The sequence below is a fragment of the Pseudoxanthomonas sp. genome (assembly GCF_002863005.1).
Lineage (GTDB): Bacteria > Pseudomonadota > Gammaproteobacteria > Xanthomonadales > Xanthomonadaceae > Pseudoxanthomonas_A.
The window spans coordinates 14,688-29,108 of record NZ_PKDG01000044.1; the positions used below are offsets into that span (position 1 = coordinate 14,688).

Sequence of the window (14,421 nt, forward strand, 5' to 3'; positions counted from 1 at the left end):
TTGTTCATGGCGCAGCGACTCCCAACCGTTCCCACAGGACAGGCGGGCACTGATAGCGCATCTCGCCTGAAGCGGCGTCGACCGCCACCTGGATCGTGTGCGCGCGCGTCAGCACCTCGCCGCTGCCGGCGTCGCGAATCTCGTAGTCCATCCTCAAGCGGTTCTCCCACTCGCTGATGCGGGCCGTCACGAGCAGGGCCTGCGCGTACCGCAGCGGCCGGATGTACTTCACGCGCGTATCGACGATCGGCCACATGTAGCCGGATGCATGCATCTGCGGATAGTCGTAGTCGAACCGCTGCAGCAACGCGCAACGGGCGATTTCAAGGTACTTGAAGTAATGGCCGTGCCAGACCACCTGCATGGCATCGCAATCGTGGAAGGCGGGTCTGAGCGGGATCTCGATCGCCAGGTCGGCGCGCAGGTCAGGCGGCATAGACATCCCAGCGTTCCTCCCGGATGTCGACCAGCAGCTGGCGCAGTTCGCCATCCAGTGCGCGATCCTCCTCGACCAGCGCGATGCGCGCCTGCAGGTCGGCGTACATCGTCGCCGGGCCTTCGCCCAGCGTGGATTGCAGCCCGACGCGCTCGCGCAGGGCCAGTGCCTGGCGTGCGGCGATCAGCATGCCGGCGACCACCTGCTCGGTCAGCTCGATCACGCGCAGGCAGTCGCGCGCCGCGATCGTCCCCATGCTCACCTTGTCCTGGTTGTGGCATTCCGTGGACCGGGAGAACACCGACGCCGGCATCGTCAGCTTCAAGGCCTCGGCGGTCCACGCCGACACGCTGATCTGCAACGCCTTCAGGCCGTGGTTGATCGCCGCGCGCGGCCCGGTCGCGCCGGACAGGTTCGCCGGCAGGCCGTGGTTGTAGCGCGCATCCACGATCAGGGCCAGCTGCCGGTCCAGCAGGTCGGCCACATTGGCCACGGTGTTCTTCAGCGAATCCATCGCGAACGCGATGTGTCCGCCATAGAAGTGGCCTCCGTGCAGGATCTGCTCGCGCTCGGGGTCGATCAGCGGATTGTCGTTGGCGCTGTTGAGTTCGGTCTCGATCAGCTGGCGCAGGAACGGCAGTGCGTCCTCCAGCACACCGATCACGTGCGGCGCGCAACGCAACGAGTAACGGTCCTGCAGGCGCTGCTCGTTGCGGGGCGGCCGGTCGCTGTGCAGGTCTTCGCGCAATCGCTGCGCCACGCGCGACTGGCCGGGATGCGGCTTCGCGGCGAACAGTACGGCGTCGAAATGGTGCGCGTTGCCGTCGGCGGCCAGCACGTTGAACGCGGTCAACCGCGTCGCCAGGCGCGACAGGTATTCGGCGCGATGGAACGCCAGGCAGGCGAGCGCAGTCATCACGGCGGTTCCGTTCATGATCGCCAGTCCCTCCTTGGGACGCAGCGTCAGCGGCGCCATGCCGATCTCGGCGAGCGCGTCGCGTGCCGGACGCTGGCGCCCGCCGTGCATGACGTCGCGCTCGCCGCACAGCACGGCGGCCACGTACGACAGCGGCGTCAGGTCGCCGCTCGCACCGACCGATCCTTCCGCGGGAATCAGGGGCAGCACGTCGTGGCGCAGCAGGGTCGCCAACCCTTCCAGCAGCGGCACGCTGACACCGGACATACCCCGCACCAGCGACGCCAGCCGCGCCGCCAGCACCGCACGTGTCTCGGTTTCGTCCAGGAAGCGGCCGAGGCCGCACCCATGGTAGGTGTACAGGTGGTGCGGCAGTTCCGCGACCAGTGCCGGCGGGATGTTCACCGTGCAGGAATCGCCATACCCGGTGGTGACGCCATAGATGACGCCCTCCTCCTCCAGCAGTCGACTGAGGAAGTCGGCGCCGCGCGCGATGCGCGCCCGGAAGGCCGGATCTGCGGACAGCACCGGCGACACGCGGCGCTGCGCCAGGGCGACGACGTCCTCGATGCGCAGCGGAGCGTCGCCGAAGACCGGCGCCACGGAGTCATTCATTGCGGGGCTCATTCGGTACCTGATCCCAGAAGGGGTAGAAGTTGAACCAGTCGTAGGGCGACAGGTGGACCTGCTGTTCCAGCCACCGCGCGAACTGCGCAGCGTAGCCGGCCAGGGCGGCATCGCGCGAGCCGCGCGGCAACGCGATGCGTTCGGCGAACGCGTCCATGCGCACCCGGTAGCCGTCGCCTTCATGCGTGCACGCCATGGTGAACACCGGGCACTTCAGCGCGGCACCCAGCACGTAGGCGCCGATCGGGAACGGGGCTTCATGGCCCAGGAAGGAGGCGGTCACCGTACGCCCGCCGCGCAGCGGGACGCGATCGCCGGCGATGGCGACGAACTCGCCCCGCGCCACGCGCTCGGACAACCTCACCGCATCGGCGGGCCCCAGGTCCGTGACCTGGAGCAGTTCCACGCGCGTGGTCTCGTCCAGGCGACGCATCATGCGGTTGAAGCGCTCGGCGTGCGCCGTGTGCACCAGCGCCGTAAGGCGAAGGCCGGGAACCTGCTCGGCCATCACCTGGCAGAGCTCCAGACATCCCAGGTGCCCGGTGACGATCAGCCCGCCCTCCCCCGACCTGACCCGCGCCAGCACGCCCTCCCGCTGCATGCGGACGCGTCCGATCGGGTAGCGGTGGCCCAGCGCGAGGATCTTGTCGAGCATCGTCTCGGCGAACATCGCGAAGTGGTGCAGGCTCTGCCACACGCCCGGCCGCGACGGCGGCACGCCCGAATGGGCATGCAGGCGCCGCAGGTACTGTAGCGACGCACGCCGCGCGGTGCCATTGAGCAGCCAATGCACGAGGACCACCGGATAGACGCACAAGCGGAAGGGCCAGCGCCCCAGCCAGCGATGCACCGCGCAGAGCAGCAGGATCCCGCGTACGGACGTGGATTCGCCGATGTCGGCCCAGTGCTCGCTGCGCCGGCTCATGGCGACGCCACCGACCTGCGGCCGCGCAGCAGGCGCGGCAGCCGCCGCACCATGCCGAAGAACAGCCGCGCATGCATGCGGCTGATGCGCACGTTGTCGCGCCATACGTCGAAGTGCGACACGCCATCGAGCGGATAGGTCACGCGCGTCGGCAGGTTGTGCACGCGGATGCCGCGCCAGAACAGGCGCACCAGCACCTCCACGTCGAAGTCCATGCGCCGCCCGATGGTCTCCTCGTCCATCAGTTTCAGCACCGGAGGCAGCGGATAGACGCGGAAGCCGCACATCGAATCGCGGATCGCGAAGGACACGGTATTGATCCACACCCATACGTGGGTGAGGTAGCGGCCGTAGAGCCGGCCCTTCGGCACGCTCTCGTCGTAGACCGGCACGCCACAGATCACGTCGCCCGGATGCGCCTGCGCCAGCGCGAGGAAGCGCGGAATGTCGGCGGGGTCGTGCTGGCCATCGGCATCGATCTGCAGCACATGGGTGTGCCCATGGCGGCTCGCGTCGCGGAACCCCGCCAGCACGGCGCCTCCCTTGCCCTGGTTCACCGGCAGCCGGAGCAGGCGCACCTGCGGCGCATGCAGCGCGGCCAGACGGTCGAGCTCGAGGGCGCACGCCGGGCCCGAGCCGTCATCCACCAGCAGGCAGGCGTTGCCGGTGTGTAGCACGCCCGCCACCATCGTGGCGATGGCGTGCTCGTGGTCGAACACCGGGATCACGACCAGCGGGCGGAAGGCGAGCGGCGGCGCCACGGATTCACGCCTCATGGGCAAACACCACGCGACCACTGGCATGCGGACCCTGCACGGAGGTGTAGCGGAACACGAGCGTGGCGCGATCCGCCTGCCATTCCAGGTCCAGGTGGATCAGATCGCCGGGACGCGCCACGCGCTGGAACTTCAGCGCTTCCATGCGAAGGAAGCACGGGGGAATCGCGAAGACCTCGCGCGCCAGCTGTACCGCCCAGTCGAGTTGCGCGACCCCCGGCAGGACTGCGGCCTGGTTGAAATGGCCGTCGAAGACGGCGAGCGACGCGTCCAGCGACATGTCGGCGCGTGCGCGCGCCGACTCGCGGAGCGTCCAGCATGCGGCCGGGCGCTCGGGGCGGAACAGGGCGGTCAGTGCCGCCTCGGTGACCTTGCCTTGCGCGTTGGTCGGCAACGCCGTCGCGAAGCGCCAGCGCCGCGGCCGGGTCACCGCATCCTGCATCTCCGCCAGGTGCCGCGACAACGACTGCGACAGCGCACGCCGGGCCATCGCATCTTGCGGCACCGGCACGCCGTCGGCCATCGCGACGACGGCCGCCAGCGCGCTGCGCGCGCCACCGAGCAGCAGCACGCGCGCCTCCCTGACCGCCGGGTGCGCCTGGATCCGGCGCTCCAGCGCATCCAGCGAGACGCGACGCTCTTCCACCTTCACGATACGGTCTGCCCGGCCCAGCAGACGGAATCCGCCCGCACCATCGGCTTCCGCGCGGTCCTGGCTGCGCCACCACGCGTCGCCGGCCAGGTGCGGCGAATGCACTTCGAGCACGCCTTCCTGCAAACGCCAGTCGACGCCGGGTAACGGCGTCCAGACCGGAACTTCCGTCTCCCAGCGGCGCCAGGCGATGCCGCCGGTCTCGCTGCTGCCCAGGATCTCGGTGGGCGGCACGCCCAGCAGCCGGGCCACATCGTGCGCAGCATCGGCGGGCAACGCGCCACCCGACGAGAACACCGCGCGCAGCCGCCCATGCAGCGATGCCCATGACAGCTGCGCCGGCAAGCGCTTGAGGTGCGCCGGACTGGCGACCAGCACCGCGTCCTGGCCGTCCATCGCGGCCAGCAGATCTTCGGGAAAGAACGCACGCGGCACGATGGCGCGGCCCGCAGCCAGCGGCCACAACACCCGGAACAGCAGGCCGTAGATATGCTGGTGCGACACGGTGCCATGCACCGCCACGCCGTCCAGGCCGCGCCCGAGCGCGGCTTCCAGCGCGTGCACCTCGGCGTCGAGTTGCCGCAGGCGCTTCTCGATGGCGACAGGCTCGCCCGTGCTTCCGGAGGTGAAGACGACGAGACGCGTGGCGTCCGCGTCCAGCGGTCGCGCCACGCAGGGGGCGTACGGCAGATCATCCGGCGACGCGGCATCGCTCTCGAGCCAGTCGCCCACGAAACCGTCCACGTGCGCGCGCAGGCGGGCCTGGGTGCCCGCCAGCGCGTCGCCCGGCAACACCACGGTCTTGCCCGCATGCCACGCGCCATACAGGGCGGCGGCGAAGCGCGAGGCGTCATCGAAATGCAGCGCCCAACTCGACCCCGGCAGACGGTGGAACGTCGCCTGCCAGCGCAGCGCCTCGTGCTGGAACACCGCATGGTCCGCCGACTCGCTTCCCGCCGCCATGAACGCCCGTCCCGGCAACGGGCGCAGCGCGACCTCGTCCAACGAGCGCCACTCAGTCATGGCGATGTCCTGCCTTCACCCGCTGGCGCACCAGCCACTCGCCGCCGAACAACAGGCCGATCAGTCCGTAGGCGATCAATCCGTTGTAGAGCGCCCACGTCCGGTCGGACGTCCACAGCGCCGTGACCAGCGCGAGCGCGCCATTGAGCACGAAGAAGCCGCACCACACCTGGGTGACGCGGCGCGTGTAAGCAACGCCGGCGGGCGGGAGGTCGGGCTCGGTCAGCCGCGCGATGCGCTCCACCGCCGATGGCGGAAACGCCAGGCTGCTCGCGAACACGACCAGCATCACCGCATTGATCAGGGCCGGATAGAGCTTGAGCGGCAACGCCTGGTTGAACACGGTGGCCAGGGCCGCAAGCAGTGCGGCGCCCGCGGCCGCCACCAGCCAGACCGCCTGGCGCGTCGCGATGGCGCGCAGCACCGCGAGGGCTAGCAGCAGGACCGCCAGCCAGCGCGGCTCGAAGCGACCCATCGCCCAATAGACCACTAGGGGGTAAGCCACCGACAACGCCACGAAGATGGCCGCGCCTATCCGGGACACGGGCACGCGGCCTGCGCTCAGGCGGCTTGGTCGCGGATCAGGCCGTACAGCACGTCCACGATGTCCTGCACCGTGCGCACCGACTTGAAGGCATCCGGCTGCAGGCTGCGGCCAAGCAGCGGCTTCAGCTGCACGATCAGGTCCACTGCATCGATGCTGTCGATGTCGAGGTCATCGTAGAGCCGGGCGTCGGGCGTGATGCGCGCGGGCTCGATCTCGAAGCTGTCATGCAGGATCGTCACGATCCGGTCGAAAAGTTCGTTCTTGGTCATCTTGCCAGTCCTGCCGTCCCTGCTCAGGCCTTGCCTTGCGAGGCGACGAAGTCCGCCAGGGCACGCACGCTGGCGAAATGCCGGCGGGTTTCCTGCGAATCGGCGGAGAGCGCCACGCCGTAGCGCTTCTGCAGCGCAAGGCCCAGTTCGAGCGCGTCGATCGAATCCAGTCCCAGCCCCTCCACGAACAGCGGGGCGCCGGTATCGATGTCGTCGGGGGTGATGTCCTCCAGCGACAGCGATGAAATGATCAATTCCTTGATCTCGTGCTCAAGTGCCTGCACGCGATGGATCTCCCGCAAAGTAGTTGGCCAGATGTTCCGTGAGCCGCCGGGCTGCCAGCGCCTCTCCCCCCGCCGCTGGATCCGCCCCCTCCATTCCGTTCAGGAACGGGGCGATCGGCAGGTCTTCCTGAACATCGATCACCATGTGGAATCGCACCGGCGGCACACGATACCACTTCTCCCCTTTCCCCAGCGTCAGCGGCGAGCACGTGATCCGCACCGGCGTGATGTCCAGCGCGCCGCGCACCGCGATGTTCGCGGCCCCGCGCTGCAGCTTCAACGGCTGCCCCGGCGTGGTCCGGGTTCCTTCCGGGAAGATCACCAGCGCGCCACCGGCGCGGACCGCGGCAATGCAGTCTTCCACCAGCCCTGCGCCGTCGTCGTTGGCGACGTAGCCTGCGGCACGCACGGGGCCGCGCATGAACGGATTGCGCGCCACCGCCGACTTCACCACGCAATCCGCATTGGGAAGCAGCGACACCAGCAGGACGACGTCGATCAGCGTCGGGTGGTTGGCAAGGACCAGCAGGCCCCTGCGCGCCAGCCGCTCGCGGCCCCGGATCTCGTACGTCATCAGCCCAAGGCGGCGCATCAGTTCGACATGGGCGGCGAAACTGCGCTGGACGATGCGCCGGGACCAGCGGCGGCGGCGCTCGGAGTCACGCACCAGCCAAAGCATCGGCGGCAGCACGAACACGCCCAGGAACAACCCGCCGACGCCGAACGCAAGGAAGCTCAGTCCGGTACCTAACACGCGCCAGGCACGGTCGACGCGTTCACGCATCGCGCTGCCACCGCCATGTCATGCCGTCGGCCCCCCATTGCCATGCCGCCTCGCCCGACAGCAGGAAGCGCAGGACCTCCAGACCGTGCGGCAAGGTGGCGGCCGCGAGCTCCGATTCGCCCGCCTCGCCCTCCCACGACAGCCGCAATGCAGGCGCCGAGCCGTCGGCAGGCGCGATACGCCAGCACCAGGCGAAACCGGCGTCCGGCTCGTCCGCGAAGCTGGCGTAGATCCCGGGCAGCGGCGCTTCGTACACCACCAGCAGCACCTCCTGCGCCCCATCCGCCAGCAATACCGCCGCCTCGACGCACGCGGCTTCTACCGTCGCCATGCCACCGGCCAGGGCGATGTAGTTGCCGCGCTCCCGTCGCAGGATCGAGTACAGCGCCGCGATGGCGTTGTGCACCGACAGGCCGAACGTGGTGGGCGACGGTGGTTGCTCAGTCGCCAGGGCTTCCAGCAGTTCCATCGAACGCGCCACGTCGCCGTGCCGCGACGCGAAGATGAGGGGCGTGCCGTTTTCTTCAGCGCGCTGGCACCAGAACGCCGTCTGGATCGCCATCCGCCCGAGCCGCTCGATGCGCCTTCGCTGCATCGCGGGCACCTCCGCCAGCGCAGGGGTTTCTTCGCCAACCGGCAGCCACGGGGCGGTGGCCCACGCACGCCATGCGTCGCGGTCCACCAGACCGGGCGCCCATGCGGACCATTCCTTCACTGAAAACGCGATCATCCGCCTTGCGATGCCTCTCGATGTCCGGTCGCTTATTTCAACCGCATGCACCTTCCACCGCCAGCCGTGAAATTTTTCGTAACGGATGCTTGCGCATCGGAAATTGCCTAGCTATCATTCCGCTCCTGCCAGCACGTGGGGCCATAGCTCAGCTGGGAGAGCGCCTGCATGGCATGCAGGAGGTCGGCGGTTCGATCCCGCCTGGCTCCACCAACTTCCGGACAATAGGCCGTCCGGAGTAAAATCTGGCGACAACTTTCGTGCGTCCCCATCGTCTAGAGGCCTAGGACATTACCCTTTCACGGTAGCGACCGGGGTTCGAATCCCCGTGGGGACGCCAATCTTTCAAGGCCCGGGAAACCGGGCCTTTCTTTTTGCCTTCGCCGAGCGCGCACGCGGCCTCGAAGACATCCACGCGAACATCACGAGGGCGCGCGTAAAAACCTCGGAAGGCCACCGGTCCTCCCACCGCGTGGCGCAGCAGTACCCACCCTCCCCGGCCGCCGCCATGACACACGACACCCTTGTAGACGAGCTGGTTTCCCACGTGCCGCTCCATCGGGACACGCGATGGAGTGCGGGATCGCTGGGACTGGACGAGGCGACGTTCGACGCCATCGCGCTTCGCCTGCTGGCACTGGAAGCGCGGGGTGCGGTCGACGTGACGAATCTTTCCCGCGACAACCGTCACGGCCTGAGCCGGCTCAACGCCATCCGCTTCGTTCGCGTGGCCTGAACCACCGGTAAGGCGATGCGACGTCAGGCGACGTCGCGCGCCGTCGTGACGGGTCGCAATGTCGCCACGCCATGCCCCTGCTCGCCCAGGTACTCGAGCCATTTGCCGAGGAAGGTATTCATGCGCATGCGGTGGCTGATGACTTCCGCCGGCGGGGGATACAGGCCGATGACGTCCTGCCATCGCCGGCCGACATAACAGTGCGTCGCCTCGGCCTGGTGCGCATCGCGATACAGTCGGACGAACGCGGACGGGTCCGGTTCGCCGGTCAGCGGGTCGCAGATGTCGTAGGTCAGGCGCAACTCGACCGTGTACCGATGGGTCTCGATGACATCCAGGCGTACGTCGAGCCCATCGCCGATACGGGAGACGTACGTACCGACCGCCAGGTGCTCCGGCGCGAACAGGCGCGTCAGCCGTGCGTGGTTTTCCGCGTAGAGCGCCATCAGCCAGCCGAAGCGGCCAAGCCGGGGAATGCGGGCGTTACGTGCGAGTGCCTGGGACATGGTCCGATCCTACACGCGGTTGCGCGCCGGCGGCAGCATTGACGCCTCGCCGGGTGCGGCCTAAGTTAAGGGTTCCCGGGACCACCGCCGGGCCCGGCCTTCCTCAGTACATGTCGCGCTGCAGGCCCAGCGTGGAAAGCACCTTGCTGGAAATCTCCTCGATCGACTTGTTGGTGGTGCTGAGCGTGGGCAGCCGTTCCACCTGGAACATCGCCTCGGCCGCGGCCACCTCGCGCTTGCAGGTTTCCATCTTCGCGTAGCTGGAGTTGGGGCGGCGCTCCTGCCGGATCTGGTGCAGGCGATCAGGATCGATGGTCAACGCGAACAGCTTGCGCCGATAGGGGCGCAGTCGCGGCGGCAGCCTGTCGGTCTCGAGATCGCCATCGGTCAATGGATAGTTCGCTGCGCGGATGCCGTAATGCAATGCCAGGTAGACGCAGGTGGGCGTCTTGCCCGCACGCGATACGGCCACCAGGATCACGTCGGCCTCGTCGTAGTTCACCGCCATGCCGTCGTCGTGGGTCAGCGCGAAATTCATCGCATTGATTCGCCGGTGGTAGGTCTCGAAATCCACAAGGCCATGCGCCTGCCCCACGCGCGACTGGCGCTGCTGGCCGAGTTCGCGCTCCAGCGGCTCGATGAAGGGGGCGAACACGTCGAGCATCAGTGCGCCGCTTTCGGCGACCAGTGCGCTCAGCGCCGGATCCACGCACGAATTGATGACGATGGGCCGGCTGCCCAGCTTTTCGCCCATGCGGCGAATGCGATCGGCGGCATCGCGCGCTTTTTCCTCGTCATCGACGAAGGAGAGCCGGTCCGTCTGGAAGCGCATGCCGGCGAACTGGGTCAGCAGGCTGTGGCCGATCGTCTCGGCGGTGATACCGGTGCCATCGGAGACATAGAACACCGGGCGCAGCTCAGACATGCCCTTCCCCTTCCCGCTTCACCATGGAAACCCCCGTCAGATCAAGCTTGTCTGCAATTGGTATGCACTGCATCATATCGCTTCTTTCCCCATGGACACGGCACCCCACGCCGATGGTCATCGGCATGGCGCGGCCTGCTTCGGAGCATTGCGCTTGAACGAGAACATCCTGTGGTTGCACGAGCTGCGCCTGGCCGACCTGGCCCGCGTAGGTGGCAAGAATTCGTCACTGGGCGAAATGATCGGCCACCTGGCCAACCTGGGGGTGTCGGTCCCCGGAGGCTATGCGACCACCGCGGAGGCGTTCAAGGCCTTCATCGCGCACAACGACCTGTCCAAGCGCATCTTCGACAAGCTGGCCACGCTCGATGTCGAGGATGTCGCGGCTTTGACGGCCGCCGGCAAGGAGATCCGCGGCTGGGTCATCGACGCGCCGCTGCAGCCCGACCTGGATGCCGACATCCGCGCTGCCTACGCGAAGCTGTCCTCCGAAAACGGCGGCGGCGACATCGCCGTGGCCGTGCGCTCGTCGGCTACCGCCGAGGACCTGCCCGACGCGTCGTTCGCCGGCCAGCAGGAAACCTTCCTCAACGTCACCGGCGCCGACGATGTCGTGCACAAGGTGAAGGAAGTCTTCGCCAGCCTCTACAACGACCGCGCCATCGCCTACCGCGTGCACCACGGCTTCAAGCACGAGGACGTGTTCCTGTCGGCCGGCGTGCAGCTGATGGTGCGCTCCGGCGTCGGCGCCTCGGGCGTCCTGTTCACGCTGGACACCGAATCCGGTTTCCGCGACGTGGTGTTCGTGACCTCCAGCTTCGGCCTGGGAGAGATGGTCGTGCAGGGCGCGGTGAACCCGGATGAGTTCTACGTCTACAAGCCCACGCTGAAACAGGGCAAGCCGGCCATCCTGCGCCGCTCGCTCGGCAGCAAGGCGCTGCGCATGGTGTATTCAGACGTACCCGGCGAACGCGTCCGCACGGAAGACACGCCGGCAAACCTGCGTGCCACCTTCTCCATCACCGATGAGGATGTGCACGAACTGTCGAAGCAGGCCCTGGTCATCGAGCAGCATTACGGCCGCCCGATGGACATCGAGTGGGCGAAGGACGGCGTCACCGGCAAGCTCTTCATCGTGCAGGCGCGCCCGGAGACCGTGAAGTCGCGCGCCAAGGCCACGCAGATTGAGCGCTATGCGCTGGAGAAGCGCGGCGAGGTGATCGCCGAGGGGCGCGCCATCGGCCAGAAGATCGGCAGCGGCGTCGCCCGCGTGGTGCGCTCGCTGGACGACATGGCCCGCGTGCAGCCGGGTGACGTGCTGGTGGCGGACATGACCGACCCCGACTGGGAGCCGGTGATGAAGCGCGCCAGCGCCATCGTCACCAACCGCGGCGGCCGCACCTGCCACGCGGCGATCATCGCGCGCGAGCTCGGCGTGCCGGCCGTGGTCGGGACAGGCAACGCACTGGACCTGATCGACGACGGCGTCGAGGTCACGGTGAGCTGTGCGGAAGGCGACACTGGCTTCATCTACGCCGGCAACCTTCCCTTCGAGCGCACCACGACCGATCTGGCGGCGATGCCCGAAGCGCCGTTGAAGATCATGATGAACGTGGCCAACCCCGAGCGCGCGTTCGATTTCGGCCAGTTGCCGAATGCGGGCATCGGCCTGGCACGACTTGAAATGATCATCGCCAGCCACATCGGCGTGCATCCGCTCGCCTTGCTGGAGTACGACCGCCAGGACCTCGATGTCCGCAGGAAGATCGACGCCAAGACCGCCGGCTACGCCGATCCGGTCAGCTTCTACGTGGATCGCCTGGCCGAGGGCATCGCGACCATCACCGCGTCGGTCGCGCCGCATCCGGTGATCGTGCGCCTGTCGGACTTCAAGTCCAACGAGTACGCCAACCTGATCGGCGGCAGCCGCTACGAGCCGCATGAAGAAAACCCGATGATCGGCTTCCGCGGCGCCAGCCGTTACGTCGATCCGTCGTTCGAACCGGCGTTCGCGCTGGAATGCCAGGCCGTGCGGCGCGTGCGCGACGACATGGGCCTGGACAACCTGTGGGTGATGATCCCGTTCGTGCGCACGCTGGAGGAAGGCCGCAAGGTCATCGACGTGCTCGCGAAGCACGGTCTGCGCCAGGGCGAGAAGGGACTCAAGATCATCATGATGTGCGAGGTGCCGTCGAACGCGCTGCTCGCCGAGGAATTCCTCGACATCTTCGACGGCTTCTCGATCGGCTCGAACGACCTGACCCAGCTGACACTCGGACTGGATCGCGATTCCAGCATCGTCGCCAACCTGTTCGACGAGCGGAACCCGGCGGTCAAGAAGCTGCTCTCGATGGCGATCAAGGCCGCACGCAGCAAGGGCAAGTACGTCGGCATCTGCGGCCAGGGCCCCAGCGACCATCCCGATCTCGCCGAGTGGCTGATGGCCGAAGGCATCGAATCGGTATCGCTGAATCCCGACACGGTCGTCGACACCTGGCTGCGCCTGGCGAAGACCAAGGCGGGCTGACCGCCCGCGCGACCGTCTTCACGCGAACGCGGTTACCATCGCCCTGTAGACACAGCACGCCCCTGATGGGGCGTGCTGCATTTCAGGAGTCCTGCATGTCCGCATCCCCCGCCTCGCCCCCGGCCCTCCCCGCCATTCCCACCCAACCCGACGTCCTGCTCAAGGAGCTGCGCGGCATCGACTGGCTCCAGCTCCTAGAGACCTGGGGCCTGAAGCTGCTGGCCGCGGCCGTCATCTTCCTGATCGGCATGTGGCTGGCCAAACGCCTGAGCGCGGGCCTCGAGCGCGTGCTGGGCCGCACGCATGCGGACGCGACGCTGGGAGGCTTCCTGCGCCGCGCAAGCTACGCGGCCATGATGGTGCTGGTCATCATCACCGCGCTCACCTCGCTGGGCGTCAACCCGACCTCGATGCTCGCGGTGCTCGGTGCCGCCGGCCTGGCGGTGGGCCTGGCATTGAAGGATTCGCTATCGAACATCGCCTCCGGCGTGATGCTGATCGTGCTGCGCCCTTTCCGCGATGGCGACTTCGTGCAAGCCGGCGGGTTGGAAGGCATCGTCGAGGAGGTGCGCATCTTCCAGACCCGCATGCGCACGCTCGACAACCGCCTGATCGTGCTTCCGAACAGCCTGATCACCACCGCGCCGATCATCAATTTCACTGCCAAGCCGCATCGCCGTGTCGACATCCCGGTGGGCGTCGGCTATGACGACGATCTCAAGCAGGCCAAGTCCATCCTGCTGAAGATCGCACAGGACCATCCCCTCGTGCTGGACGAGCCCGCGCCGAGCGTGATCGTCAGCAAGCTGAGCGAGAGCAGCGTCGACCTGATCCTGCTGGCGTGGGCCAAGACCAAGGATTTCGGCGAGGCCAGGAGCGACCTCACCGAGGCCGTACGCACCGAAATCATCGGCCAAGGGCTCAACATCCCCTATCCGCAACGCGACCTGCACGTCTACCACCACAACGGCGATGGTGCGCCGCTGGGCGATATCGTCACCAAGGGCGTGGCCGACGACGGCGACGTGGCGAAACCGGCCACGTAGCGTACGACCTGCGCCCGACGCGCGGTGATGGTTCCAGAGCGGAGTGCGCATGGCGCACACCAGGTCACTCGCCGGCGAGCGCCGCCATGTGCTTGCGGTAGTGGCGCAGTTCCTCGATCGAATCGCGCACGTCGCTAAGTGCCGTATGGCTGGCCTGCTTGCGCACCCCTTCCAGCACCTGCGGCGCCCAGCGTCGCGCCAGCTCCTTCAGCGTACTGACGTCCAGGTTGCGGTAGTGGAAGTACTTCTCCAGCCTCGGCATCAGCCGATGCAGGAAGCGGCGGTCTTGGCAGATCGAGTTGCCGCACATCGGCGAAGCGCCCGCCGGCAGCCACTCGGCCAGGAAGGCCACCGTCTGCGCTTCGGCCTGCCCCAGCGACACGTCGCTTTCCACCACGCGCTTCCACAGCCCCGACCGGCCATGCTGGTTCCGGTTCCAGTCGTCCATCGCCTCCAGCACGGAGACCGGATGCGCGATCGCGAACTCGGGGCCCTCCGCCAGTACGTTCAACTTCGAATCGGTCACCACGGTGGCGATTTCCAGGATGGAATCGCGATCGGTATCCAACCCTGTCATCTCCAGGTCGATCCAGATCAGGCGGTCATTGTTCGCGTTGTTCGAGGCCATGCGGGAATCCGTGACGGAGAGAAAGCCCGGGAATCCTCACCGGGGATGCGGCAACACCGCTTCATGTCATCATAACGCAGACCA

The 14,421-nt window shown here is 67.5% G+C and carries 16 protein-coding genes and 2 tRNA genes; 5 read left to right on the forward strand and 13 right to left on the reverse strand.

The features are described from left to right. Positions 1-4 precede the first annotated feature (4 nt). The 10 genes from CYU89_RS15105 to CYU89_RS15150 are packed head-to-tail and all read right to left on the reverse strand — an operon-like array spanning position 5 to position 7,969. Positions 5-436, reverse strand: a complete 432-nt coding sequence (locus CYU89_RS15105; protein WP_296282389.1) for a thioesterase family protein — start codon at positions 434-436, stop codon at positions 5-7. Next, positions 426-1,967: an aromatic amino acid ammonia-lyase gene (locus CYU89_RS15110; RefSeq protein ID WP_296282267.1), complete on the reverse strand. Its 1,542-nt coding sequence runs from the start codon at positions 1,965-1,967 to the stop codon at positions 426-428. Before CYU89_RS15110 ends, CYU89_RS15105 begins: the two co-directional genes overlap by 11 nt. Further along, positions 1,960-2,904, reverse strand: coding sequence for an acyltransferase (locus CYU89_RS15115; RefSeq protein WP_296282269.1), 945 nt, complete (start codon positions 2,902-2,904; stop codon positions 1,960-1,962). The genes CYU89_RS15110 and CYU89_RS15115 overlap by 8 nt, the downstream gene beginning before the upstream one ends. Further along, positions 2,901-3,680: a glycosyltransferase family 2 protein gene (locus CYU89_RS15120; RefSeq protein WP_296282271.1), complete on the reverse strand. Its 780-nt coding sequence runs from the start codon at positions 3,678-3,680 to the stop codon at positions 2,901-2,903. The genes CYU89_RS15115 and CYU89_RS15120 overlap by 4 nt, the downstream gene beginning before the upstream one ends. Further along, positions 3,670-5,355 (reverse strand): AMP-binding protein, encoded by a 1,686-nt coding sequence (locus tag CYU89_RS15125; RefSeq protein ID WP_296282273.1) that lies wholly within the window; start codon positions 5,353-5,355, stop codon positions 3,670-3,672. The genes CYU89_RS15120 and CYU89_RS15125 overlap by 11 nt, the downstream gene beginning before the upstream one ends. Then, on the reverse strand, positions 5,348-5,899 hold the full coding sequence (locus CYU89_RS15130; protein WP_296282274.1) for a hypothetical protein: 552 nt from the start codon (positions 5,897-5,899) through the stop codon (positions 5,348-5,350). The genes CYU89_RS15125 and CYU89_RS15130 overlap by 8 nt, the downstream gene beginning before the upstream one ends. 17 nt (positions 5,900-5,916) lie before the next feature. Then, positions 5,917-6,171: an acyl carrier protein gene (locus CYU89_RS15135; RefSeq protein ID WP_296282276.1), complete on the reverse strand. Its 255-nt coding sequence runs from the start codon at positions 6,169-6,171 to the stop codon at positions 5,917-5,919. A gap of 23 nt (positions 6,172-6,194) precedes the next feature. Then, positions 6,195-6,455, reverse strand: coding sequence for a phosphopantetheine-binding protein (locus CYU89_RS15140; protein ID WP_162337822.1), 261 nt, complete (start codon positions 6,453-6,455; stop codon positions 6,195-6,197). Next, positions 6,442-7,239 (reverse strand): lysophospholipid acyltransferase family protein, encoded by a 798-nt coding sequence (locus tag CYU89_RS15145; protein ID WP_296282280.1) that lies wholly within the window; start codon positions 7,237-7,239, stop codon positions 6,442-6,444. The genes CYU89_RS15140 and CYU89_RS15145 overlap by 14 nt, the downstream gene beginning before the upstream one ends. Further along, positions 7,232-7,969: a beta-ketoacyl synthase chain length factor gene (locus tag CYU89_RS15150; protein ID WP_296282282.1), complete on the reverse strand. Its 738-nt coding sequence runs from the start codon at positions 7,967-7,969 to the stop codon at positions 7,232-7,234. Before CYU89_RS15150 ends, CYU89_RS15145 begins: the two co-directional genes overlap by 8 nt. A 137-nt stretch (positions 7,970-8,106) precedes the next feature. On the opposite strand from CYU89_RS15150, the gene CYU89_RS15155 reads away from it, so the two are divergent. The 3 genes from CYU89_RS15155 to CYU89_RS15165 all read left to right on the forward strand — a co-directional run bounded on the left by CYU89_RS15155 (position 8,107) and on the right by CYU89_RS15165 (position 8,705). Beyond that, positions 8,107-8,182 (forward strand) — tRNA-Ala (locus tag CYU89_RS15155). Positions 8,183-8,233: 51 nt separating this feature from the next. Beyond that, positions 8,234-8,309, forward strand: a tRNA-Glu gene (locus tag CYU89_RS15160). 168 nt (positions 8,310-8,477) lie between these two features. Beyond that, the gene (locus CYU89_RS15165) at positions 8,478-8,705 is read left to right on the forward strand and encodes a hypothetical protein (RefSeq protein ID WP_296282284.1); all 228 of its coding nucleotides are present in this window, start codon (positions 8,478-8,480) and stop codon (positions 8,703-8,705) included. A gap of 23 nt (positions 8,706-8,728) precedes the next feature. Here the strand turns inward: CYU89_RS15165 and CYU89_RS15170 are convergent, their stop codons facing one another. Both CYU89_RS15170 and CYU89_RS15175 read right to left on the reverse strand, forming a co-directional pair. Then, complete coding sequence (locus CYU89_RS15170) at positions 8,729-9,211, reverse strand: DUF1249 domain-containing protein (protein ID WP_296282286.1); 483 nt, start codon at positions 9,209-9,211, stop codon at positions 8,729-8,731. Positions 9,212-9,314: 103 nt separating this feature from the next. Beyond that, positions 9,315-10,136, reverse strand: a complete 822-nt coding sequence (locus CYU89_RS15175; RefSeq protein WP_296282287.1) for a pyruvate, water dikinase regulatory protein — start codon at positions 10,134-10,136, stop codon at positions 9,315-9,317. Positions 10,137-10,290: 154 nt separating this feature from the next. On the opposite strand from CYU89_RS15175, the gene ppsA reads away from it, so the two are divergent. Both ppsA and CYU89_RS15185 read left to right on the forward strand, forming a co-directional pair. Then, positions 10,291-12,663 (forward strand): phosphoenolpyruvate synthase, encoded by a 2,373-nt coding sequence (gene ppsA / locus CYU89_RS15180; protein ID WP_296282288.1) that lies wholly within the window; start codon positions 10,291-10,293, stop codon positions 12,661-12,663. A gap of 95 nt (positions 12,664-12,758) precedes the next feature. Further along, on the forward strand, positions 12,759-13,709 hold the full coding sequence (locus tag CYU89_RS15185; protein WP_296282289.1) for a mechanosensitive ion channel domain-containing protein: 951 nt from the start codon (positions 12,759-12,761) through the stop codon (positions 13,707-13,709). A 64-nt stretch (positions 13,710-13,773) separates the two neighbouring features. On the opposite strand, the gene orn is transcribed toward CYU89_RS15185, so the two are convergent. Further along, entirely contained in the window at positions 13,774-14,337 is a 564-nt protein-coding gene (gene orn / locus CYU89_RS15190; RefSeq protein WP_296282290.1) for an oligoribonuclease, read from the reverse strand. Positions 14,338-14,421: the final 84 nt, after the last annotated feature.

Coding starts and splice junctions, on each gene's coding strand:
- CYU89_RS15105 (WP_296282389.1), bottom strand. CDS start 436: ATGCCGCCTGACCTGCGCGCCGACCTGGCGATCGAGATCCCGCTCAGA.
- CYU89_RS15110 (WP_296282267.1), bottom strand. CDS start 1,967: ATGAATGACTCCGTGGCGCCGGTCTTCGGCGACGCTCCGCTGCGCATC.
- CYU89_RS15115 (WP_296282269.1), bottom strand. CDS start 2,904: ATGAGCCGGCGCAGCGAGCACTGGGCCGACATCGGCGAATCCACGTCC.
- CYU89_RS15120 (WP_296282271.1), bottom strand. CDS start 3,680: ATGAGGCGTGAATCCGTGGCGCCGCCGCTCGCCTTCCGCCCGCTGGTC.
- CYU89_RS15125 (WP_296282273.1), bottom strand. CDS start 5,355: ATGACTGAGTGGCGCTCGTTGGACGAGGTCGCGCTGCGCCCGTTGCCG.
- CYU89_RS15135 (WP_296282276.1), bottom strand. CDS start 6,171: ATGACCAAGAACGAACTTTTCGACCGGATCGTGACGATCCTGCATGAC.
- CYU89_RS15145 (WP_296282280.1), bottom strand. CDS start 7,239: ATGCGTGAACGCGTCGACCGTGCCTGGCGCGTGTTAGGTACCGGACTG.
- CYU89_RS15150 (WP_296282282.1), bottom strand. CDS start 7,969: ATGATCGCGTTTTCAGTGAAGGAATGGTCCGCATGGGCGCCCGGTCTG.
- CYU89_RS15165 (WP_296282284.1), top strand. CDS start 8,478: ATGACACACGACACCCTTGTAGACGAGCTGGTTTCCCACGTGCCGCTC.
- CYU89_RS15170 (WP_296282286.1), bottom strand. CDS start 9,211: ATGTCCCAGGCACTCGCACGTAACGCCCGCATTCCCCGGCTTGGCCGC.
- CYU89_RS15175 (WP_296282287.1), bottom strand. CDS start 10,136: ATGTCTGAGCTGCGCCCGGTGTTCTATGTCTCCGATGGCACCGGTATC.
- CYU89_RS15185 (WP_296282289.1), top strand. CDS start 12,759: ATGTCCGCATCCCCCGCCTCGCCCCCGGCCCTCCCCGCCATTCCCACC.
- orn (WP_296282290.1), bottom strand. CDS start 14,337: ATGGCCTCGAACAACGCGAACAATGACCGCCTGATCTGGATCGACCTG.